Below are 24,922 nucleotides of genomic sequence, written 5' to 3' on the forward strand. Positions count from 1 at the left end.
CCTATGCAGAACAGCTATCGCATTCTTCAATATCTAAACTCTTACTTCTTATATAATAAATACTCTTTAAACCAACTTCACAAGATAAAATCAAAAGATTTAAAATTTGACTCATCTTATAATCTGTTGTGATATAAAGATTTAAACTTTGTCCTTGATCAATATGTCTTTGTCTAACTCCACCAGCTTTTATAGACCAAGTTTGATCTACTTCGTGAGCATTTTCATATAGCCAAAAAGTTTCAGGAGTTAAATCAGGAGCAACTCTCGGAATAATTGAACCTTTTTTCTCTTCAAGGAAATATCTCATCATAACAGGATCTACACCTGCTGTAGTACCTGCAATAATTGAAGTTGAACCTGTTGGAGCTACTGCTAAAAGATAAGCATTTCTTAATCCGTTTTTAGCAACTTTTTCTTTAAGTTCAATCCATTCTTTAGAATTATATTCTCTTTTTTCAAAATATTTTCCATTTTGCCATTCTGAACCTTCAAAATATTTATAACTTCCTTTTTCTTCTGCAATTTTTGAACTTTCTTTAATAGCAAAATAATTTATTTTTTCATAAACTTTATCCATAAATTCTAAATGTTCTTCTGTTTGCCACATGATTTTATTTTTTACAAGAGCATGATGATACCCACTTGTTCCAAGCCCAATTGCTCTGTATTTTGCATTAGTTATTTTTGCAAAAGGCGTTGGGTAGTAGTTTAAATCAATTACATTATCTAATGCTCTAATCATTGTAGAAACTACAAATTCCATTTCTTCGTCATTTTGTAAATCAATATTTCCAAGAACTAAACTCGCAAGATTACAAACTACAAAATCTCCAGCTTTAACATCAGTTACAACATGATCTTCTCCATCAATTTGTAAAATTTTATCTTCAACATCTAAAATTTCTTTCATATTTTGCATTATTTCAGTACAAAGATTTGAAGAGTAAATCATTCCCTTATGTGAATTTGGATTTGCATTATTTGCATTATCTCTATTAAAAATAAATGGAGTTCCAGTTTCAACTTGACTCTTTAGAATTAATTTAACTAAATCTTTTACAGTTAAAACTCTTTTATCAAGTCTTGGCTCTTTAATACAAAGTCTGTATTTTTCTTCCCACTCTTCTCCATAAAAATCTTCTAAACAAAAGCCCATTACTTCTTTTACTTCATGCGGACAGAATAAATACCAATTAGAATTGATATTTTCCTTTGCTAAACGCCAGAATAAATTAGGGAAACAAATTGCAGGGAAAACATCATGAGCCTTCATTCTGTCATCTCCATTATTTGTTCTAAGATTTAAGAACTCCGGAATATCTCTATGCCATACATCTAAATATACAGCACAAGAACCTTGTCTAACTCCTAGTTGATCAACTGCAACTGCTGTGTCATTAGCAAGTTTAATCCATCTAATAACACCACCTGCAACCCCTTTAAATCCACGAATATCTGAACCACTTGCACGAACTTTCCCAAAATATAGTCCCATTCCACCACCATGTTTAGAAACTTGAGCAAAATTGTCTATACTTCTGTAAATTCCTTTTAATGTATCAGGAACGGTATCTATGAAACAAGAAGAAAGTTGATGGAACGGCTTTCTTGCATTTGACATTGTAGGAGTTGCTACAGTTGCCTTTAAATTACTAAGCACGTCATAAACTTTTTTTGCAAAAGAAACTCTATCTTTTTCAGGAATTGCAAGATGCATCGCAATACCCATAAACATTTCCTGCATTGTTTCAATTACTTTTTTATGTGAATCACAAATTAAATATCTCTTATATACTAAATCTAAAGATGAATAAGTAAATAACTCATCTCTACTGTTATCTATATACTTTTCAAGCTCATCAATATCATTACTTGAATAATTTTCTAAAATATATTCCCCATATAAATTAGCTTTAGTTAAAACTTGAATTTTTGATTTGAAATCAACAATATGCCATTCTTTTTCATAATTTGAAATTTCTTTATGAATTTTATAAGCATAAATTCTGGCAGAAATATACTCCCAATTTGGATTTTCTTTTGAAGTTAATTCTGAAGATGCTTTTATCAAAAGCTCAACTTTTTCGTTCAAAGTTGAAATAGGCTTAACAAAAGATAAGAACTTTCTAAACAATCTGTCAAGCTCATAACCTTCTGTTGAAAAGTCTTTTTGAATTTTTGCAAGAACCTCAATTAAACTTTCATCTTCAATATATTCTCTAAAAGAATTTAATTCTTTTCTAAGTAAATTTCTCTTTTCTCTATATAAAATATAACTCTTCAAAGTTTCATAATGATTATTTTTAGTTAATGTTTTTTCAACATAATCTTGAATTTCTTCTACAGTTATATTTGAACTTTCATCTTTATCTTTAAGAATAATCTCTAAAACTTCTTCTGCCAATTTTTTTGAGAGAACTCTCTTATCTTCGTCCCCCACACTAATAAATGCTTTATAAATTGCATTTTCTATCTTTGAAATATCAAATGATACTTCAGATAAATCTCTCTTTATAATCCTCAACAAAATCACCTCCGCAAATTTATACCCATTATAAAACAAAATATATATAGAAATCAAGTTTTATTTTTAACTATATATAGTATGTTTTACAGTATTTTTAAAAATATTTTGGTGGATATAAAATTATCACTACAAGTAGTAAAAAATATTTTTTAATTTTTTCATAAAATAATAATAAAATAGAAAAATATGATATAATATTTGTAACGATAAAAATTTTTTATGAAAGGAAAATTATGAGACTTAGAAAAAAATGGTGGGCAGTTCCTGAAATGAAAGAAAATGCCCAAGTAATATTTAATGCAGAGAACTTAAAAGGAAAATGGAATGAAGAATTTAAAAATAATAATCCAATAAATCTTGAACTTGGTTGTGGAAAAGGAAAATTTATAAGTGAAATTGCTGATGTAAACAAAGATATTAATTACTGTATATTAGATTTAGATACAAATGCAATTGTTTATGCTACTAGAAAAATCAGAGATTTAGAATTATCAAATGTTCGTGCAATTCCCACAAATATTGAAAAAATTGATGAGTTTTTTAACGAAAATTCTATATCCAGAATTTACATAAATTTCTGTAACCCTTGGCCAAAGAAAAGACATCATAAAAGAAGACTAACTCATCCTAACTTTTTAGCAAAATACAATAAATTATTAGTAGAAGAAGGAGAAATACACTTTAAAACAGATGATGACGATCTTTTCGAAGCAAGTTTGGAATACTTTAACGAAAACGGATTTGAAGTAATACTAATTACATATGACTTAGCAAACTTTGACTATCCAAAAAATATAGAAACAGAATACGAAAATAAATTCAAATCCTTAGGAATAAAAATAAAATTCTTAATAGCAAAGAAGAAATAAGAACTTAATTTATAGAATGTCTCCCGACGCATCATCTATAGTAAGGTTGAACAATGTGAAAGTAAGTCAATCTAGCCCTAACTTTGTTTACTTGTAAACAATAGTAGGTCTGACGGGGAAATTGTATCTTTAGATACAATTGCTCTGGAGATCTCATAAAGCCCTATTTAGAATGATATTTCCTTGGTCTATATAAATAAAAAGTATTTTAATAACAGTAAATAACATTTAATTTTTATTAATTTTAAATAAGAACATCAAAAAAGACAGCAATTTAAACCAATTGTTGTCTTTTTAATTTACACCTATTTCAATTATAGAGTTTTTAACTTTTCAATTAAATCTTTAAAACTTCCTTTTTCACAATCTACTTCGCAGTCAGGATAAGAATTAAGATTATCAGTTACCAAATAACAATTCATGCCAACACTACTTGCAGCAAAAATATCTTCTCTTTCATCATTTCCAACCATTAAACAGTCCTTTGGTTCAACACCTAATTTTTTACATAAATCTAAAAAATACTTTGGATTAGGCTTTGAAAAAGAACTATTGCTATAATGACTAACATAATCAAAGTCATCAACATCAAGTCCTGTCCATTTTAATCTAACTAAAGCATCCTCAGGAAAAACCGGATTAGTAGCAAGAATAACTTTTCTTCCGTTTTTCTTTGCAAGTTCAACAGCAACCTTTGCCAAACTATTTTCAGTTGAAGACTTCTTAACCTTATTAAAAAATTGATTAGCATAAAAATCTGCTAGTAACCCCTTAACACTTGATACATCAGTATCTATACAGCTTTCAAACCTATCCCAAAATACTTCTTCATTCGTCTTCTTTCCATCATTCTTAATCATATCACCTGTCGCAGTCCAAATAGTTTCAACAAGTTTCTTACTATCAATATTATATTCAGAAAACACTTTTGCCAATTCTGTAAAATAAATATCAACAAATAATTTCTCATCCAAAGGAAGCAAAGTTCCATCCAAATCAAATAATATAGCTTTCATTTTTCCTCCTTAAATATTATTGATTACATAAACAATTATGTAAAAAATAACATTATTTTAAAACTTAAAATCTTTTAAGTAATACATATATTATAACGATTTGTATAAAATTTTGCAAATGATAAAAATAAATTTAATCCTTTTTAAAAATCTTTACGAAAAATGAATCTTATCTAATTTTTATTTTTCTGCTTTTTAATAAAACATTACAATATGTTTCTATTTAAACACAGAGATTATTGTGAAATCTGATAAAGTTGCTTCATTTACATTACAGTATGTTTCTATTTAAACTATAAGTTTGAAGATTTTATTTAATTCTTCATCTAATTCCTCTTTCGGCATATCTACTATTTTATTGGATTTGTGATTCATAATCAAACTCCTGCTTTATATCCTCATCCTCTAAACAATAGCTATTCTTATTTTTTGCTTTTTCCCAATCTGTTCCACTTAAATTGGTTAGCATAGACAAATATATGCCATCAAAATTTTTATAAATATTCCACATTTTTTCAAATGCCACATTAACATTCACATTTTTGCTTAAGTCAAGAGTTGTAAACGTGTTACCTGTATCCATATAATAGTCAGTAATTGATTTTGAGCCAAAACATCTAAAATATTCATAAACACTGGATAGTACAGGGCCATACTTCCATACTTCAAACTTTTCATTAAATAGCTTTTCATTATTCATCTGAAGATTTTCCTTATAAAAAATGTAAATCAATTTTTGTAATTTCATCGGTGAAATATCAATATTTTCTTTAAAAGCTCTTTGTAGAATAGTATTTGCTACATATAGTGGACTAATTATAACAACACCTCCTTAAACTGTTTATATTATGCCCAAAATGTTATTAAAAGTAAATATATAATAATTAAAAATAACCACTCATATTTTCTTATACTTAGTTATAAGTCTTTTTACATTTTCAATATACTTTCAGTTAAAACTTTTGAGAAACTTACTCCAAGTATTGATTCCTCATAATTTACCTATTTTAGAATAGATAAAGTTTTCTTTATTAAATTTGTATCCTTTAAATATTTATCCAAATCAATTTTTATTAATATAACGAACTCATCTTCTTCAAGTTTTACATCGCTAATTATGGTAGATTGTGGTAACTCAGTACCTTTTTCTATAAAATTCCTCCTTGCTTTTTATATTTTTGGTTGGGGAACCTTTTTTATTTTATCACAAGGAGGAATTTTCTTATAGCTTAAGCTTTTGTTTCCACCAGCATAGCTAGTGGTTTTTTTTATTTCTCGTTTTTACTAGAAATTCTCACTAAAATAAATAAAAAAAGTTGAGGAGTTCTTACTCCTCAACCTTAGTTACTGATTAAATATAATTTTCTATCATAGTAATACTACAATACTCAACCTTAAATATAAATTTAATTTTAATTATATTTTTTTCTAAGATAACCGATAATAATTGATACTGTTCCGAATATAACTAATATCACATTATACATTAATATATCCGCTATGATTCCTGTCTTCGGTAACTTTTTAGTGGTTGACGGTTTCGGATCTTTAGGTTTTTCAGATTCTTCATACTCATTTGTTATCTTAAAGCCCTCTTTCATACTTCCTTCAACTGTAACCTTGTACCAGTTTTCTGAAAGCTTTATATTTCCTGTTTCTCCCCCTACTTCTTTTACTGTATATTCATATTCTTTAGAGTTTATTACGGAGTCATATACCTTCAACTTTTCAAAGTTTGCTGTCCAGTTATTATCTTTGTTCAATTCCTTCTTGATTCCTGTAGCTGTTCCGTCTTTGTATAATTCAACTTCTATCTTTTCTACAGGAGCATCTAAAGCATTTCCCTTACCGTCTTTCCATTCCTTTTTAACTTTGATATCTCTTGTTGGTGGAATTAACGGTGTCAACGGTGGTAGCTTTTTATTTGTTATCTTAAAGCCCTCTTTCATGCTTCCTTCAATTACAATTTTATACCAACTTCCATCAATTTTTATACTTCCTGTTTCTCCCCCTACTTCTTTTACTGTATATTCATATTCTTTAGGGTTTATTACGGAGTCATATACCTTCAACTTTTCAAAGTTTGCTGTCCAGTTATTATCTTTGTTCAATTCCTTCTTGATTCCTGTAGCTGTTCCGTCTTTGTATAATTCAACTTCTATCTTTTCTACAGGAGCATCTAAAACATTTTCTTTACCGTCTTTCCATTCCTTTTTAACTTTGATATCTCTTGTTGGTGGAATTAACGGTGTCAACGGCGGTAGCTTTTTATTTGTTATCTTAAAGCCCTCTTTCATGCTTCCTTCAACTGTAACCTTGTACCAGTTTTCTGAAAGTTTTATATTTCCTGTTTCTCCCCCTACTTCTTTTACTGTATATTCATATTCTTTAGGGTTTGTTACGGAGTCATATACCTTCAACTTTTCAAAGTTTGCTGTCCAGTTATTATCTTTGTTTAATTCCTTCTTGATTCCTGTAGCTGTTCCGTCTTTGTATAATTCAACTTCTATCTTTTCTACAGGAGCATCTAAAACATTTCCTTTACTGTCTTTCCATTCCTTTTTAACTTTGATATCTCTTGTTGGTGGAATTAACGGTGTCAACGGTGGTAGCTTTTTATTTGTTATCTTAAAGCCCTCTTTCATACTTCCTTCAACTGTAACCTTGTACCAGTTTTCTGAAAGTTTTATATTTCCTGTTTCTCCCCCTACTTCTTTTATGGTATATTCATATTCTTTAGGGTTTGCTACGGAGTCATATACCTTCAACTTTTCAAAGTTTGCTGTCCAGTTATTGTCTTTGTTTAATTCCTTCTTGATTCCTGTAGCTGTTCCGTCTTTGTATAATTCAACTTCTATCTTTTCTACAGGAGCATCTAAAACATTTCCTTTACTGTCTTTCCATTCCTTTTTAACTTTGATATCTCTTGTTGGTGGAATTAACGGTGTCAACGGTGGTAGCTTTTTATTTGTTATCTTAAAGCCCTCTTTCATGCTTCCTTCAATTACAATTTTATACCAACTTCCATCAATTTTTATACTTCCCGTCTCTCCTCCTACTTCTTTTACTGTGTACTCAATAGGCTTTCCACCTAAAGTTTTGGATACTGGTAAGTTATCAAAAACTGCTTTCCAGCCATTTCTATCATTTAATTCTTTTTTGATTCCTGTGGATACACCATCTGCATACAATTCTACTTCAATACTTTTTACCGGAGCCGGAATAGGTATTCCATAACTATCTAATAAATTTTTTCCTGCAAAAGGAATATCTAAACTTGATACCATACTACCTTTATAATCATCTTCCCACTCTTTACTTACGACTACTTTCGTACGTTCTTCCAACTTGTTTTCTACATTATTGGATGTACCGAAATCTGAACCATCATTGTACTTTACTTTAAAATTATTAACAGAACTTTTTCCACTTAAATTTTCATTGTATAAAGGTGCTTTCATCTCTAAAAATATATCAAGAATTGTATAAGGAGGAATAACTGTACCATTTTTACTTACGATTTTTATAGCTGTTACATCATTATAATTTGAAGGTGTAAGTGTCCACTTATCACTTGACATTTCACTTTGTACATCATCTGATGGATAAGTATCTGTACGATAATAAATGTTGAAATCATTTGTTTTGTCCACACCTTTCAGCTTAATTAATACAGGACTCTGTAAAATATTTCTAAATTTACTACCTCTAATATCTTTATCGTTGGGCAAAACATCATAAATTTCCAATTTCCTTAAGTCTGAATTAAAATAATTCCTAACACTTAATTTATATTGAAATCGTCCTGATACTCCACTATCATCAGAAAACTTTGTAGTAATTTCATCTACAAATGTCCTATTGTAATTTAGACCTGTCTGTCCTTCATCAGGTTCCAAACTTCTTATATATTTCCTTGATTGAATACTATCAACAACAGTTCCTAATACTTTTGATTTAGATTTTAAAACAAAATCGTCAGTTCGTTTATTTTGATTAATATCTAAAATATCCTTTACCTTTTGTGCTGATTCTACCTCTTCTGGAAATCCGCTATCTCCATAAGAAAAATACACTTCATTATCATTATTATTGTCTTCTGTTTCAGCTTTACTTGAAATAATATTTTTATTAATTTTTACCTTTTCTATAACAATATTAAAATCTGTTTTTTTATCATTTCCACCTTGTAAATTTGCTAAAAGATCAGACTTAAATTCAATTTTTATTGCATCTCTGCCGGTATTATTATAATTTTTAATAATTTCCCACTTTTGAATAAGTGATTGAGTATTATAAACTCCGGAAACAGTTGTATCTGAAGTTGCACTTAATCCTTCCGGAAGTAAATCAATCATTGTAGGATTTTTTAGATATCTTCCTTTAGACATTTTATTCAATTCGGCAGTTATCCAGAATTTTACTTCTTCTCCTTCAATTCCCGTATTATTATTAATCGTCCCTTTATGAAGTCCTGCTTCTTCCTTTAATGGGGTAAATCCTGTACTTGCACTGTCTTTTACTTGAATATCACTTTCAGTATTATCCCATAAAACTCTCTTAGCATTAAGAGATATAGTATTTAGTATATCCTTTTTATCTGAATATTTTAAATTAAAAGGATCTTTAAATCCCATATATACGGAAAAATCTATTACTCCACCTGGAGGTAACTCATAATTTTTAATAACAATGGATATTTTATTATATACAACTTTTACAGGTTTTGTATTTTCTATAGGAATTTCACCATGGATTACCCTATTTGCAGTATCTGCAAGTTCAGCTTCTGTTTTTGAATTGACAGCATCTCCAGGCTTAAATATGTCATATCCGCCATCTTCTTTATAAGCTCTGATTTCTACATGCTCAGTTAAAGGCTTAACTTCAGGAGCTCTCTCGAAAACTCCTTCTATTGATCTAACATAGAGTCTGGGATCAAAATCTTTAGCATCTTCTACCAATACAATTTCTTTCATCGGTTTAGAAAATTTATTTGCTATCTTTACATCATACTTGACATTTTCAGACCATAATCCATATTTATCAAAAGGAATCGAACTTTGTCCCCATCCGACTCTTTTTGCCAAAATTCCCATACCGGAAAAATCATCAGCTGTAATGTTGAAATCTATTTCACTTTTAGACTCATACTTCTCATTATTTGCTTTATTATACGGTATTCCTGTCATTTCAACTTTATTTTTGAAAGAAATATTTTGCTTCCCTTCCTTAAATTTTGCATCCGGAAAAGATAAATATAAAATTACTTTTTCATTTAACTTGTTGTGTTCACTGTCTTGTGATGTAACTTTGTAAGTATAGCTTATAGTACCATCATGATTATCTGTCCAGCCAGGATTAATTGACGGATCGAATTTTGCCCTTACGGTTTCTCCCTTACTATTTTCATATGTCGGCAGAACATCTTTAATCACAATAGTATCCAATTTTCTCTCTGTTGACCTTGGTGTATTCGGATCTTTAACAAAGCTAAATGTAAACGGAACAGGTTCTGTTTTATCAGCACTTACTCTATTTTTATCATTAGGATTTGATAATCCGCCATATACCGTTTGACCATTGCCTGCATCGCCTGCAATTAATTTTTTTGACCAATAATTGGGATACTTAGGTGTATATTCCTGATCCTTTAATTCTTTAATCATAGTTCCTTGACTATTGTAGAATTTAACCTTCGGTTGTAATTTATAATCAGAAGGAACTAATCCGTCTGTAAAACTGAAAATATATGGTAACTCCAAAACAGTTGTTGAATCAATTTTATTGAAACGGACTCTGTAAATTGTAGAATTCAAACCATTAATTTTTTCAGCATTTTTTATGAATTTTACTTCTGATAATGAGGGTAATGAAAAATTATCAACATATTTATCTGCTGAATTACTCCATCCTTCATTTTTGTATTCCTTAGTCGGAAGTTCAATATCCATATACATTCCATCAATTTCTCCAGTAATTCCTGAAGCATCAATATGAATACTTGTGCTTATCTGGTCAATTGTATAATATTGTGTTTGTGACTTATACTTAAGTTCCACTTTAAGATTTTCAATTTGATCTGATAAACGACTTGAAGACTTCAAACCTTCAGGTTTCAACTTATCTTCTTTACCTAATTTACTTTTTTCTGTATTTAACTTATCAATCTCGCTGATTGATTTGCCATTCTCACTGTTTGAATTATCACTCTCTTTAATTTTTTTGCTCTTTTCAGCATTTGAATCATCAGCTTCTTTGATTGATTCTTTTTTGATAGAATTTGAATCAGTTTCAGTTTTACTGCTAGTTACAGTTTTTTCTACATTTTTATCTTTATTCGTATAAGTATTTTCTGCATGTACACCAATAATAGGCACAAACAAATTTAATAACATAAAAAATACTAACAATAAAGACAACATTCTCTTATTAGAATTTTCTTTCATATAACGCTCCTTTCCTACTCTACATTTCAAATTAAATTATGGTAAAATAACCAAATCTTTATATGTAACATTTTTTCCTGTATAATATTTCAGACTTTTTGTTACACTAAGATTATCTTATTTTTAAGTTAGAAATGTATCTATTTTTAATTTAAATTAAGTATATCATATATTGTAACAAAAAGTCTACCTTTTGTTCCAAATTTTATGTAAATTTCATAAATTCCTAATTATAATAGTAATTTTCAAGCCAGTAAATTTATAAGACAGTTATTATACTTATCAAAAATTTTATTTCCTATTTCATTTTCATCACTATATTTAAGATATTTTTTAATAAGTACAACTTTTCATAAAAAAGTTAAGGAGTTTTCTTGCTCTTGTTTATAAACTGTAGTTACTGAATCAAAAAACTTTAATAAATTTAAAGCTTTGGTTTGCCATATCGTAATTAAACCGCTATATTTCTATTTAAACTTCCTATGACCACATTCAACTTTCCCTTTATGCATATTTACATTACATTATGTTTCTATTTGAACTGTTCTTGCCACTCGGGATTGATACCTTGTTCCTTATTTACATTACAGTATATTTCTATTTAAACTTAATTCTAACCACATTTTACTCCGGACTAAGACTATTTACATTACAGTATGTTTCTATTTAAACTAAAGTAGGAACAGCTTTAGCTTCAATGGCACTTGCATTTACATTACAGTATGTTTCTATTTAAACCTAATAGCGATAATAGAACTTATCATAAAAATTCTTGATTGGATATTTACATTACAGTATGTTTCTATTTAAACATATCTTTTATTTGTGTACTATCACAATTTTTGAAATTTACATTACAGTATGTTTCTATTTAAACCTAAAGATTATACTTGAACTATATAAGTTAGTTTTATTTACATTACAGTATGTTTCTATTTAAACATTAGAAATGATAAAGAATATGGTAAAATACTTTTTATTTACATTACAGTATGTTTCTATTTAAACCACGCAACAAAAGAAATGTTAGATTTATATAAAAGATTTACATTACAGTATGTTTCTATTTAAACTATTATCAAGTATCTAAAACAGCCCATAACCTTAAATTTACATTACAGTATGTTTCTATTTAAACGAAAATGGTGTATCTGTAGAAGCTGTATCAAGAAGATTATTTACATTACAGTATGTTTCTATTTAAACTTCATACCCGTATCAATTTTACTTCCGGAAGGAATATTTACATTACAGTATGTTTCTATTTAAACACTTTCTGTTCTGCTCTAAACTCAAAGCCACAGCAATTTACATTACAGTATGTTTCTATTTAAACTCTATATCAAACAACAGATTCCGGATATCAATGTCATTTACATTACAGTATGTTTCTATTTAAACTTACTTATGTTATAAAAACGGATATTACTTTTTAAATTTACATTACAGTATGTTTCTATTTAAACAGAGTTAGTAGAAGAAGCTAAAAACTCTTTTAGAAAATTTACATTACAGTATGTTTCTATTTAAACTTTTTTAAAAACTATGCAAGATTACGGAGCTATTACATTTACATTACAGTATGTTTCTATTTAAACTCTATAGAGTATGATATAATATAGGTACAGTAGATAATTTACATTACAGTATGTTTCTATTTAAACCTTATAGTTCCATCTTTATTTACTGTAACTTGTGCATTTACATTACAGTATGTTTCAATTTAAACGTATCCAAAATCAACTTGTAAATATCTAAATTCCATATTTACATTACAGTATGTTTCTATTTAAACTATACTGTCTAGGTCTAAATATTCTCTAGCTTCATTATTTACATTACAGTATGTTTCTATTTAAACCCTTTTCCACATCTTGCAACAATTTTTTCTAAACATTTACATTACAGTATGTTTCTATTTAAACGATTTTTTAACATTTTCAATTTGCTTTCTGTTGTTATTTACATTACAGTATGTTTCTATTTAAACTTTGAAATTGTTGCTTGTACTATTTCTTTAACTCTATTTACATTACAGTATGTTTCTATTTAAACCTAGTCCCTCTACAACCATTCTTAAGGCTTCGCTATTTACATTACAGTATGTTTCTATTTAAACGCTTTTACAGGCGGAAAGATACCTTATTTAGATATATTTACATTACAGTATGTTTCTATTTAAACTCTAAAATTTGATTTCCCATTTCATCAAAAGTAAAAGATTTACATTACAGTATGTTTCTATTTAAACCAAGATAGCACAGATAGTATTCAACGAAAAAACAGATTTACATTACAGTATGTTTCTATTTAAACTAAAACTTTGCAACACTCATTAGACCATTATACAAATTTACATTACAGTATGTTTCTATTTAAACCCTATCATTTTCCAAAACGCTTTTAATATTATTCTTATTTACATTACAGTATGTTTCTATTTAAACGTAAGTTTCTTCAAAATATTAATAAAAGAGATAGTATTTACATTACAGTATGTTTCTATTTAAACCAAGTCGGACAAATTAAGCTACTGTCAAATTGTTTTATTTACATTACAGTATGTTTCTATTTAAACGAAGCTTAATGAAGCTGCTTTAGAAGTTCGTATATAATTTACATTACAGTATGTTTCTATTTAAACTCTAAAATTTGATTTCCCATTTCATCAAAAGTAAAAGATTTACATTACAGTATGTTTCTATTTAAACTTTTTCATAAATATATAAATCTGTATAAGCTCCATTATTTACATTACAGTATGTTTCTATTTAAACATGTCCTGAAAACTTTATTATGCTAGGCAAAAAATAATTTACATTACAGTATGTTTCTATTTAAACGATACATATTTTATAGATATTCACGAAATGGAAGAATTTACATTACAGTATGTTTCTATTTAAACTCAATAGCTTTTTATGGTGAAGTACCTAATTTGTTAATTTACATTACAGTATGTTTCTATTTAAACATTGCTTGATACTCATTAATTACATAGTTTTTATCCATTTACATTACAGTATGTTTCTATTTAAACTGAAGAGGTTAGACCTCATCATCACTTGATAATAAAATTTACATTACAGTATGTTTCTATTTAAACTCCAAAATCATTCTCAATATCAGCTATTTTTACTCTATTTACATTACAGTATGTTTCTATTTAAACATCCAAGTTGACGTTCCTGTTTCAGCTTTTATTCCATTTACATTACAGTATGTTTCTATTTAAACTTTGTGGGTCGATATACTTTACACTAAAAAACACATTTACATTACAGTATGTTTCTATTTAAACATTCTTTTAATTCTTCCAAATCTTCTTTTTTAGCTATTTACATTACAGTATGTTTCTATTTAAACTAATTATATTCGGGATGATAATCGTTAATTTAGATTTACATTACAGTATGTTTCTATTTAAACTTTAGATCCTGAAATTTTACATATTATCTGTAAAGGATTTACATTACAGTATGTTTCTATTTAAACCCACAAAAGACAAGAGAGTTAAGGCAGAAGCAAAAATTTACATTACAGTATGTTTCTATTTAAACGTGAATAATCGACATAGCTGTTATGTTTTGCTATGATTTACATTACAGTATGTTTCTATTTAAACTCTTGAAATATTTCCATTTACAATTAAATGATGATGATTTACATTACACCCTTGTGTCAAGTATTGGATACATATTTTTTTCAAATTTCCAATCAACTTTTTTACTCTATTTTAACTTTAAAATTGGATTTTTCAAGAGCTTGTTTATCAGGTCTGCATATACTACTTGGTCAACTACTTCCGATATAGTTGTAATTCTTTGCCCTGCATCTTTGGAAGATGCTCCACAGTGGTATATCCTCTGCTTATCTGTATTCCAATCTATGATAATATATCTGTCATGGAACTCCCCGCCGGATTTTTGAAACTTTACCCTTCTAAACGGATATTCTTTACAAAAATCTTGGTATTCAAGGGTATGAAGTCCTTTACCAACATTGTCGCTAAATATAGTGATTTCTACCGATGATGGTATATCTTTCAGCAGTACAAGTGTCTTAACTCCGATATAGTTATCAACGATATAAATGCTCTTTTTTGCTATGCTGTAAATATCCTTATACGCAAGATTCGCTTCTATCGGCTCTCCGTTTAAAAGCAAAAATCCATATTTTAGCTGTGGATTGCTAAGGTCAAGAATTAACTCTGACAGTTCGGATTTATGCACAACATTACCTAAATTGTCCACCAACCCTGCCACCTTATCTTCCACATTCATTAAATCTCGTCTTAAACCCTGCATTTCCACAACATTGCTTGTTATCTGCATGGAAAGCTGTAAAAATTCTCTTTGTCCAATCAAGCCTTGGTTTTCTACAATGTAGTCTTTCATCTGCTTGAAAGTGCGTATTAAGGCTTTACTCTGCTTGACAGCAAGCTCCCCTTTAAGAACCGTCATCAGCATATAGATTCCGGCTTCACTAAAAACATAAGGTAAGTATCTTCTGCCTCCTGAACCTGTTTCCGATTTTGAGGTCGAAATTTTCGACCTCAAATTTTCCCATTCCTCTTTTGTAAGTTGAAACCTGAAATCATCGTCAAATTTCTCAATGTTATTTTTGACCTGTTCATTAAATCTTTTTGTTTCATACCCATAAATTTCTGCCAGTTCAAAGTCAAGCATTACTTTCTGTCCCCTGATAATATAAATTTTTTCTGCAAGGGATTCCTGATTTACAAGCATAATTTCGTCTTTTTTATCCATCTTTTCCATTCCCTTTCTCAAATTTCCAAATAATCTCCACCTTGTCTTTATCATAAACATAAATCCTGTCTATGACTTCGTTGATCCAGTCTAAAACAAGCTCTCCTTTTGCAACCGCTTCTCTTAGCTTATCAACATTAAGGTTATGTCCTGAAGATGTATTTTCTTTTATCTTGTCCGTAATGATGGCTATTTCCTGTTCTGTATTTTTAAGTTTTTTGCTTAAATCTTCTTTCTTTGATAAATATGCTTCCTTATCTATTTCGTCCTGTTTATGCCTTTCATAAAGCTGCATTTTGGAAACCTGAATCTTTTGCTTTTCCGCTTCCAGTCTTTTCTTCCTGTCAAGCAGGCTTTCACAAATGCTTTCCATAACTTTATACTCAATCTTTCTTGTCTGTTCTTTTTCAAGAAAGCTCTCTGTATAAAGTTTAATCTCTTTTGAAACAATATCTTCCAATGTTTCTGCTTTTATCTTCCCTTTCAAGCAACCACAATCCACTGCCGTATATCTATATGGACAACAATACCCATCTGTTTTTCCATAATTAACTGTATAGGTCATTTTATGATGGCACTTACCACAATAGACCTTATCCTGAAGTATATGAAAATTCTTACGCTCTCTACTGATTAGTTTTGCATTGCTGTTTAGCATATCCTGAACTTTACCAAAATCTTCTTTAGAGATAATAGCTTCGTGCATATCTTCTCTAATTATCCAGTCTTTGCTATCAACCCATTTTCTATTATCAGAACCAACTTCCTGTACCCTTGTCTTTCCACCAACAACAGCTCCTGTATAAACTCTTTGTGTTAAAACATATCTGATAATCTGTCCTGTCCATACTCCACTTCCTCTTTTAAGCCCTATATGTTTTGCTGGCGTTAAAACACCTCTATGATTAAAATCCTTGGAGATTGAAAGCATACTTTCACCACTAAGGTATCTTTCAAAGACTTCTTCAATGATGTTTCTCACTCTTTCATCGACAAGTAGCTGATGATGGTCTTTTTCATCTTTTACATATCCATACGGTGCTTTTGAACCGAAATAATACCCTCTATCCTGTCTTACTCTTACTGATGAACTGATTTTTTGTGAAATGTCCTTGGAATAGTAGTCGTAGACAAGATTCTTAAAAGGAATTTCTAAACTGCTGATTCCATTCTCATTGTTATTACTGTCATAATTATCATTCACAGAGATGAAACGAACCTGCATAAAAGGGAATATCTGCTCAATATATGCTCCGGATTCAATATAATCTCTTGCAAATCGTGATAAATCCTTTACAAGAATAGTTCTTATCTCATTTTTCTTCACAAGACCTATCATCTTTTGAAATGCAGGACGATTAAAATTTGTTCCGGTATAGCCATCATCAATATGTTCTCTTATCTTCACTCCGGTAAATTCTTCTTTTGAACTGATATAGTCTTTTAAGATTTCTCTTTGGGAAGTAATGCTGTTACTTTCGTCTTTTAAGTCGTCATCTTCTAAGGAAAGTCTTAAATAAAAATCTACTGTATTCATATCAGCTCCTCCTTGTCTTTCTACCAAGTTTTTCAGTAATCACAGGAGTTTCTTCAAAATTAAATTTGATTTCTATTGTGTTATCTTTCCCTATAAAGATTTTATCAATGATGCTATCTACAAAGTCTTTATCCCATTTCTTTGTTTTGCCTTTAAAAAGTGCTGTAAGGTACTTATGTCTTTCTTCAAGTTCAAATACCTCTTTTTCAAAGATAGCAACTTGTCTTTCTTTTAGGCTTTTAAGTTCTGCTTTCTTTTTACCCAGAAGTCCTTTTTCCCTTTCAAAATCTTCTTTCCTCCACTTGCCCAAAACATATTTTTCATAATACTCACTTTGAAGTCTGCTAAAGCCTAAAATTTTTCTTTCAATTTCAGTTATTTCTTTTTCCTTTTTCTTATCCAACTCTATTTTAAGATTGTCATAAGCATTCAGATAAGCCTTATAACTTTTACTGTTATTTAAAAGAATAGCATCAAAGACTGCTTTAACAGTTTTTTCAAGAGTAGCCTCTGTAATAGATGTTCCGCATTTTTCTGTTGTAAATTCTCTGAACCGATTACAGCTAAAATAAAATACAGTTTTATTACCGCTTTTTTGCCTGTGTACGCTCATTTTTCTCTTACAAATCCCACAATAAAGTTTTCCTCTAAATACTGTATCATCCTTAGCATTCTTATTTTCTTTTCTGCTATTTTTAATGGAATTAGATTTTGAGGAAATTTTCTCCTGTACCTTTTCAAATGTATCAAGCGAGATAATTGCTTCATGGGCATCTTCTGTTATTGTCCAATGTTCTTCGTCAAGCCTTTCTCTCTTTTTACCTTCAAATAAATGCTTTTGATTTCTGCCTTGAATGAGTGTTCCTGTATATACACGATTTTTAAGCACTTGTAATATTGTTGTCGGCATCCACGCTCTTATAAGCTCATTTTCATCAGCTTTAGCTTTTCCAAACTTCCTATAATCAGTTGCTATATATACTTTCTTTTCAAACAGTAACTTTGAAATATCAAGTGTACTAAATCCCTTCAAATACGCATCAAAAATTTCTTTTACGATGGAAGCTGTATTTTCATCAACATATAACCGTCTTACTCCATCTTCATCTTTTCTTGCTGTATAGCCATAAGGAGCCGCACCACAGATGAATCCGCCTTGTTTGATCCTCATCTGATGAGAGCTTGATACTTTCTTTGAAATGTCTTTTGCATAAGTTTCATTTACAATATTCTTCAAGATTACCTCAAGAGATTTATTGGGATCTTCCATGTGAAAGGTATCCAGATTGTCATTAACCGCAATAAATCTTACTCCAAGAAACGGAAATATCTTTTCAATGAAGTTTCCAAGCTCCGTATAATTTCTTCCGAAGCGGGATAGGTCTTTTACAATAATGCAGTTGACTTTTCCCGTCCTTACTTCCCCCATAAGTTTTTCAAAGTCAGGTCTTTCAAATTCTGTCCCTGTCTTTGCGATGTCTTTATATATTCCAACCAAATTATGACCATCATTTTTCTTTATATAACTTTCACAAAGAGCAATTTGATTTTCAATGGAATCACTCTGCTTTTCTTTTTTATCTCTTGATATTCTTGTGTAAATCGCTGTTTGAAAACTGTTTCCGCTTTCTTTGCTTAACAGAGCTTCTTCCGCTTTTACCCGCCTGTTCGCTGTCCTTGCCATCTACACCACCTCCTTCATCAGCTCGGAGGATTGCTTTGTGTAGTCGCTTAACTTATCCAGTATATCTGTGGTTTCATCATAGTTAAAATGGATTTCTATCCTTTTTTCTTCCAAAACATAGATTTTATCGACAAGTCTTACAAGAAGCCCTCTTTCTAAGGTGCTTATATTCCTGTACTTTTTAATATCTGACAGGAAGTTTTTGTTTCCCAAACTCTTTTGATAGAGCCTTGAGATTTCTTTATTCTGCTTTTCTAAAATCAGTTCACTTTCTACGATACGATTTGTATAAAACTCTCTCATACCGTAAAATTCTTCTTCAGAAATGATTCCTTCTTTTAAGTCCTGATACAGAGCCGATTTTAAAAGTTCAAACTTTGCCTTGCTTTTCTTGGTATATTCCTGTCTTTTATCTATTTTCTTAAAAAGCTCATAGGATACTTCCATGTCCCTTACTTTTTCCGAAATGCTTTCATACTTTCCAAGAGAGTTGATGTAATGGCGAATCATCTCAAGTACGCTTACTTTTAAATCCTCCTGTTTGATTGAATGCCTGCTGCACTCTTTTCCTTTGTTGTACTGGGAGCAGATATAGTAAATAGTGGGAGTTTTCCCTCTCTTATCGACTTTCTTTGTCATCTGAGCATTACAGTCCTTGCAAAATAAAAGCCCTGAAAACAAATCTGCTTTCTCTCCGACATTTTTTGCCTTTATATCACATTTCAAAAGTTTTTGGACAATTTCAAAGTCATAAATATCAATAATGGCTTCATGATTATCCTCTATTTCAATCCAATCACTTCTATCCTTGGAAACCACTTTATCCAGCTTATAATTGATTTTTTCCCGTTTTCCCTGTTGCAGTGTTCCGATATAGACCTCGTTGGTTAAAATACGATTAACTGCCGGCGTATCCCATTTGGCAACCGCCTTTGTGCTAAAGCCTGTCTTATACCTTATTCCCTTTGCCTTTTTATGCTCCATCGGTGATGGGATTCCATTATCGTTTAAGTGTTTGGCAATAGAGTAGGAGCTGTACCCTTCAAGCTTCATTGAGAAGATTTTCCGCACCACATATTCCGCTTCTTTATCAATTACTATTTTGTGCTTATCTTCCTTATCTTTTTCATAGCCGTAAGGAGCATAGTTTGATATAAACTGTCCCTGTTTTCTCTTTACCTTGCAGACACTTCTGACCTTTGCGGAAGTATCCCTACAATAATTGTCATTGATGAAGCTTTTAAACGGAATGACCAAGTTCTTTTCCGTTTCACTGGCTGTATAGCTGTCATAATTATCATTTAGGGCAATAAATCTTATATCAAGAGAGGGAAACACTCTTTGCAGGTATCTTCCGCTATCAATATAATCTCTGCCAAATCTGGATAAGTCTTTTACAACAATGCAGTTAATTCTCCCTGTGATGACATCTTCCATCATTTTCTTAAATGCCGGTCTTTCAAAGTTTATCCCTGAATATCCGTCATCGACATATTCTTCTATCAGCTCCATATCCTCATTTTTATCAATGAAGTCATTAATCTGAAGTCTTTGGTTGGAAATGCTGTTGCTTTCCACCTTAAAGCCTTTATCATATTTTTCATCATCTTGTGATAATCTAAGATACATGGCAACTTTGAGAACATCTGTATCTAAATTGTTTTTAGACATAACAAAACCTCCAAACTTTCATATTCTTTTTTAAGGAGAAATATGATAACTTGGAGTCTTTCAGCTCTTATGAAGTTGTATCCCTATTTGATTCGTATTATACCATAGATTTGTAAAAAAGTCTGCCCCTTTTATCATATTTTTAATCAAGCAGCATTGCTTTCTTTTTTAGATATGACAGAAAACAATCCTCCAAACTTCTTCCATTCTCTGCATAGCTACATTTAACAATGACATTTCCGACTTTCATAAAGTACATGGAAAGCGGCTCTGCATTTTTCTTATCTTTTATATCTTCAATATCAGGGATAATTTTCCTGTCTATCTCTTCTGCTGACATGTTTTTATATATTGCTAATTCTTCTGCATTCATTAGAAAACTCCTTTCCCTGTTGTTTTCTTTTTTAAGTTTTTTGACATTGGTAGGTGTCTTGGCTGACAACATAGGAATCTCACCTCCGCCCCTTATTCAAGACGAGCCGGCATAAACTGTTGAAGTATCATTATCACTGCCTGTATCAACGAACAGACTGCCACATCTGTTTTTTATGTAATCTTATTTGTCGCTCGCTTCCTTGTTTCCTTGATTTTCTCAGTATTCATTGAACCAAAATATTTTTTAGCAGAAAGGTCTTGGCGTAAGTCATAATCCTCCACAAGCAGATAAAGTCCTACCTTGGTCTATTCAGTTGTCAAAGAACAAAATATTTGAAAGGGATTTTTCTTTCTATTTTCCAATTTGCCATAGCAACCTATCTCTCATAAAAGAAAGTAAAAGAGGTCAAACTCCCCTTCACTTTATATAAGGAAAATTTGACCCCTTTGGTTACCGAATTTCTAAATTTCTTCGATAAATTTTTTCAGCTTCTCTAAGATTTTGTTTCTTTTCTTAATCAAAGCCGGGTGTGTGATACTCTTTAACTTTGCTACCGAACGGACTGGTTCATCATGAAAATACAAACGCTCTATGATGTCCTTTTCTTCTGCATTAAGCCTTGATATGGCGTTCCTGACCGCTTCAATCATCATCTGTGTTTCCACAATTTTTTCCACATCAATGCCTTCATCAACAATATTTTCCTCAAAGTGTCCATCATGATCCAGTGAAGAAAAAAGGAGCAAGTGGTTTTTCCTGTCCACCTGCTCCAAATATTTTTCATGCTCTTTCTCACTCCAGTAGACTTTATATATCTGCTCGCTTACTTTCACCTTTTTCCCATTGACATAAATGTAATATTCTTTTTTCATTTCAAGTCCTCCATTCTTTTTCTGTCTGATTGTTTTCAGGCAAAAAAAGGAGGACTCCTGCATCTTGGCACAAGAAGTCCTCCACTAAGAGACTTTTCCTTTTTATTTAATTTATGTGCTTCTAAATAACAAAATCCCAACACACAAATTAATAATAGATAATTTATGTGCTTCTAAATTAAAATTACCATATTGTTTTTCATTCATATAAAATTCCATCCATGTCAATATTTTATAATTATATTACACCATTTGAATCTCAAATATCTATACTTTAGCATTTCTTTTTTCATAATACATATACATATAATAAGCTAAGTATGAAACACAATTCAATATAACTACTCCGTTCTTATAGAGATTAATAAAATAAAATATAGCAATCAAAGACAGAATTATAAAAACCTTATCTATAATAGTTGTTAATTTTACATTAACTTTAATTTTAGATGATATATAATACAGCAATAGTACAACATCGACAAACAGAAGCTCTATATCACTTGAAAGAGCAACAAACAAACTAAATGCAAAAATATTTACAATATATATTTTCTTGAACTTTTTAATTTTATTCTTACAAAAATATAAAACAAATAAAAATATGTTGGCTATAAAAATTATCAGTGAATATTTATGCATGACATTAACTCTACTAGATAATAATGTAATATCAATATACATAATATTTTGAACAAGCATCAAAATAAATAGTGAATTCATAAAATCATATATTTTTGCTGGATTTACATATATTTCGTTATTTAGATTTGCAATTTTTATTATATATTTTGCTGATAATAAAAAACAAATAAATATAAAAAACGACATATCTATCATTTCTAAATCAGAAAGATAGATACTTGATAATCTTTTAAATACAGATGTCCTTGTAAAAAAAAATATCAAAATCCAAAATATAAATGCAGTAATAAATTTAGCGTAAACTTTTTTCTTTTGCACTTATTTCCCTCCACAATTCGTAAAAATCAAAATCAAAATTTTTTTCTTCATCATCTATATCAAAATATAAATTATACTTTGAAAAAGATAAACTTACCAAAATCTTCAATCTATTAGCTATATTTTTTAAATTAGCAGTTATATTCTTATATGTATTTTTTTCTACATAAAGTCCATCATTCAAAATTTTAATTCCATCTACATACCCTTCATCAAATAAAACAGAAGAAATCAGCTTTAGTTTAGCATAAGAATATTTATTATTTCCCTTAATAATATAATCTTTATTTGCATCAAGCACTTGAATGTCAAAACACCTAAATGAACTATTGCTTTTAATATACCTTTTAGAAAACATAATTATCTTAATTTTTTCATGTACTTTTTCCAGTATAGAGTTTGCTTCATCAATATCAAACTTGCAAATTTGTGACAAATCACCTATTCTCTGATTTATATCGTGTTGGCTATTATTCATCATTAGAGTTTTATATTCTTTCTTTATGACTTCTATTTCATCTTCAAAATCTTTCTTTGTCAAATTGAATTTATACAGTTCAATGCTTTTTACTAGTTCATCTATGGTGGTAGATCCATAATCATTTGAAACCGAATATATAACTATTTCAGTATTATTTTCACGAGTGGTTCCATTAAACCATCCTCCGCTAAATTCTATTTTTCCCAAAATGTCATAATTGTTCCTAATTATTAAATGCTCAATTAAGTGAGCATATCCCCTTCCTATATTTTGAGAATCAAATCCTATTGGTAATATAATTTTAACTATATCTATCTGACTATCATAAAACAATTTATATATATTTTTACTCATGCTATATCTCCAAAACAACATCCATATATTCAACTTCATTTACAAAAGAATTAATATCCTCAACTTCTATGGATTCTACCACTCCTATAATATCTTCAAATTCTTTTATCTCATGAAAATATCTGAAGTAAGGTTCTATTAAATATCCCTTATGATATTCTAAATTTAAGATTTTGAAGTAATTAATATACTTTTTTTTAAATTTATCCAATTCTAAGGTATCAAAGCATAATAAATTAACTCTATTTAATATTTCTTCTCTAATCTCCTTACATAATTTATAAGAATATCCAGCAAAACAACCGCTCAACAATGTATTTGTGTCAAAAAATACTTTTGAATATCCAGAATAGATATCGCCTCTTTTTCTCATACCAAAAAAGACACTATCCGTATCATTGTCGCCTATACTCTCTTTTAAGATATTTAATATAAAAATTGACTTTAATTTAATTCCTTCTTTACAATATAGACACAATCCCATAAAATATTTTTTATCACTATCAAAAAGTTTTTTACTATTTGGGTCTATTCTATTTAGATTTATTCTGATTTTATTTCTTAAATTAACACTAGGATATTCACACCATTTATTCACGAAATTTTGTTTTGTACTATTTTGAAGATTTGCACAAAAACTAGCATCTATATTGTTCAAATTATTAATAAACTTATTAAATTCCTTTACTGTTTTTGTTTCATAAATATACTTAGACAAACAATTTTCTTTTTTCGTGGTTTCTATTAACACACTAATTTCATCTAAAATTTTATCAATATTACAATAATCATTAACATACAATATTCCAATAACTAAATAATTATTAGTGCATATTACTGTATTATTTAATGAAATATAAACTCCATTCATAAATGCTAATTTTTCTATTTTATCTTTTATTTCTTTTATGTTATCTGATAAGACATCATATCTACATTTATTAGAAATATTATAGTATAAAATTTTTAAATTTATATCTCTATCTTTCCAAATCATACAAGCTACCTTCCCATATTCACTTATTTTCCCCTTTTATAAGTTTATAAAGAAACAAACAAAACATAACTGCTGATAATGCTAAAAATACATAATTTCCACGAATGTAACTAAACACTCCTGCAACTAACCAAATTATAGAAATTCCCGCCCTCATTATTTTCTTATCCATATCGTAGTTCTCCTCTATATTTTCATTTACATCAACGACAATAATTCTATGCAATCATTATTTCTAATCCAACTACATAATATTTTATTTTCCTTGTTTACATTCAAAGCTCTTATATAACATCCTCTACATTTATAAAGATACTTACAATTCTTATTACAACCATTTTCTATGCTTGGTGC

General features: G+C 29.4%; 15 protein-coding genes and 1 CRISPR repeat array. Of the genes, 1 reads left to right on the plus strand and 14 read right to left on the minus strand.

What is annotated here, in order from left to right:
• Window position 1: 1 nt before the first annotated feature.
• Window positions 2-2,527, minus strand: coding sequence for a ribonucleoside-diphosphate reductase subunit alpha (locus VJI94_RS02185; RefSeq protein ID WP_324008171.1), 2,526 nt, complete (start codon window positions 2,525-2,527; stop codon window positions 2-4).
• A 236-nt stretch (window positions 2,528-2,763) separates the two neighbouring features.
• On the opposite strand from VJI94_RS02185, the gene trmB reads away from it, so the two are divergent.
• Window positions 2,764-3,399 (plus strand): tRNA (guanosine(46)-N7)-methyltransferase TrmB, encoded by a 636-nt coding sequence (gene trmB, locus VJI94_RS02190; RefSeq protein ID WP_324008142.1) that lies wholly within the window; start codon window positions 2,764-2,766, stop codon window positions 3,397-3,399.
• Between the two features lie 314 nt (window positions 3,400-3,713).
• Here the strand turns inward: trmB and VJI94_RS02195 are convergent, their stop codons facing one another.
• The 13 genes from VJI94_RS02195 to VJI94_RS02255 form a co-directional block, all read right to left on the minus strand.
• Window positions 3,714-4,415, minus strand: coding sequence for an HAD family hydrolase (locus VJI94_RS02195; protein ID WP_324008143.1), 702 nt, complete (start codon window positions 4,413-4,415; stop codon window positions 3,714-3,716).
• A 355-nt stretch (window positions 4,416-4,770) separates the two neighbouring features.
• Window positions 4,771-5,163: a Panacea domain-containing protein gene (locus tag VJI94_RS02200; protein WP_324008144.1), complete on the minus strand. Its 393-nt coding sequence runs from the start codon at window positions 5,161-5,163 to the stop codon at window positions 4,771-4,773.
• Window positions 5,164-5,827: 664 nt separating this feature from the next.
• Window positions 5,828-10,864, minus strand: coding sequence for a Cna B-type domain-containing protein (locus VJI94_RS02205; protein WP_324008146.1), 5,037 nt, complete (start codon window positions 10,862-10,864; stop codon window positions 5,828-5,830).
• A gap of 512 nt (window positions 10,865-11,376) precedes the next feature.
• Window positions 11,377-14,489: a CRISPR direct-repeat array (repeat unit 30 nt; unit sequence ATTTACATTACAGTATGTTTCTATTTAAAC).
• 106 nt (window positions 14,490-14,595) lie between these two features.
• The gene (locus VJI94_RS02210; RefSeq protein ID WP_172605005.1) at window positions 14,596-15,633 is read right to left on the minus strand and encodes an ORF6N domain-containing protein; all 1,038 of its coding nucleotides are present in this window, start codon (window positions 15,631-15,633) and stop codon (window positions 14,596-14,598) included.
• On the minus strand, window positions 15,626-17,170 hold the full coding sequence (locus tag VJI94_RS02215) for a recombinase family protein (protein ID WP_062173584.1): 1,545 nt from the start codon (window positions 17,168-17,170) through the stop codon (window positions 15,626-15,628). The genes VJI94_RS02210 and VJI94_RS02215 overlap by 8 nt, the downstream gene beginning before the upstream one ends.
• 1 nt (window position 17,171) lies before the next feature.
• Complete coding sequence (locus VJI94_RS02220; protein WP_324008148.1) at window positions 17,172-18,854, minus strand: recombinase family protein; 1,683 nt, start codon at window positions 18,852-18,854, stop codon at window positions 17,172-17,174.
• Entirely contained in the window at window positions 18,855-20,525 is a 1,671-nt protein-coding gene (locus VJI94_RS02225) for a recombinase family protein (RefSeq protein ID WP_324008149.1), read from the minus strand. It lies immediately after the preceding gene.
• A 142-nt stretch (window positions 20,526-20,667) separates the two neighbouring features.
• On the minus strand, window positions 20,668-20,898 hold the full coding sequence (locus VJI94_RS02230) for a DUF6870 family protein (RefSeq protein WP_324008151.1): 231 nt from the start codon (window positions 20,896-20,898) through the stop codon (window positions 20,668-20,670).
• Between the two features lie 464 nt (window positions 20,899-21,362).
• On the minus strand, window positions 21,363-21,773 hold the full coding sequence (locus tag VJI94_RS02235) for a sigma-70 family RNA polymerase sigma factor (protein ID WP_324008153.1): 411 nt from the start codon (window positions 21,771-21,773) through the stop codon (window positions 21,363-21,365).
• A gap of 267 nt (window positions 21,774-22,040) precedes the next feature.
• Window positions 22,041-22,736 (minus strand): hypothetical protein, encoded by a 696-nt coding sequence (locus VJI94_RS02240; protein ID WP_004633825.1) that lies wholly within the window; start codon window positions 22,734-22,736, stop codon window positions 22,041-22,043.
• Window positions 22,711-23,571, minus strand: coding sequence for a hypothetical protein (locus tag VJI94_RS02245; protein ID WP_265850073.1), 861 nt, complete (start codon window positions 23,569-23,571; stop codon window positions 22,711-22,713). The genes VJI94_RS02240 and VJI94_RS02245 overlap by 26 nt, the downstream gene beginning before the upstream one ends.
• Before the next feature lies 1 nt (window position 23,572).
• Window positions 23,573-24,568: a hypothetical protein gene (locus VJI94_RS02250; protein WP_021003055.1), complete on the minus strand. Its 996-nt coding sequence runs from the start codon at window positions 24,566-24,568 to the stop codon at window positions 23,573-23,575.
• A gap of 19 nt (window positions 24,569-24,587) precedes the next feature.
• Window positions 24,588-24,740, minus strand: coding sequence for a hypothetical protein (locus tag VJI94_RS02255; RefSeq protein ID WP_004633833.1), 153 nt, complete (start codon window positions 24,738-24,740; stop codon window positions 24,588-24,590).
• Between the last annotated feature and the right edge of the window lie 182 nt (window positions 24,741-24,922).

The sequence above is a fragment of the Parvimonas sp. D9 genome (genome assembly GCF_035282565.1).
GTDB lineage: Bacteria > Bacillota > Clostridia > Tissierellales > Peptoniphilaceae > Parvimonas > Parvimonas micra.

Coding starts and splice junctions, on each gene's coding strand:
- VJI94_RS02220 (WP_324008148.1), bottom strand. CDS start 18,854: ATGGCAAGGACAGCGAACAGGCGGGTAAAAGCGGAAGAAGCTCTGTTA.
- trmB (WP_324008142.1), top strand. CDS start 2,764: ATGAGACTTAGAAAAAAATGGTGGGCAGTTCCTGAAATGAAAGAAAAT.
- VJI94_RS02205 (WP_324008146.1), bottom strand. CDS start 10,864: ATGAAAGAAAATTCTAATAAGAGAATGTTGTCTTTATTGTTAGTATTT.
- VJI94_RS02250 (WP_021003055.1), bottom strand. CDS start 24,568: ATGATTTGGAAAGATAGAGATATAAATTTAAAAATTTTATACTATAAT.
- VJI94_RS02230 (WP_324008151.1), bottom strand. CDS start 20,898: ATGAATGCAGAAGAATTAGCAATATATAAAAACATGTCAGCAGAAGAG.
- VJI94_RS02195 (WP_324008143.1), bottom strand. CDS start 4,415: ATGAAAGCTATATTATTTGATTTGGATGGAACTTTGCTTCCTTTGGAT.
- VJI94_RS02235 (WP_324008153.1), bottom strand. CDS start 21,773: ATGAAAAAAGAATATTACATTTATGTCAATGGGAAAAAGGTGAAAGTA.
- VJI94_RS02255 (WP_004633833.1), bottom strand. CDS start 24,740: ATGGATAAGAAAATAATGAGGGCGGGAATTTCTATAATTTGGTTAGTT.
- VJI94_RS02200 (WP_324008144.1), bottom strand. CDS start 5,163: ATGAAATTACAAAAATTGATTTACATTTTTTATAAGGAAAATCTTCAG.
- VJI94_RS02245 (WP_265850073.1), bottom strand. CDS start 23,571: ATGAGTAAAAATATATATAAATTGTTTTATGATAGTCAGATAGATATA.
- VJI94_RS02215 (WP_062173584.1), bottom strand. CDS start 17,170: ATGAATACAGTAGATTTTTATTTAAGACTTTCCTTAGAAGATGACGAC.
- VJI94_RS02225 (WP_324008149.1), bottom strand. CDS start 20,525: ATGTCTAAAAACAATTTAGATACAGATGTTCTCAAAGTTGCCATGTAT.
- VJI94_RS02210 (WP_172605005.1), bottom strand. CDS start 15,633: ATGGATAAAAAAGACGAAATTATGCTTGTAAATCAGGAATCCCTTGCA.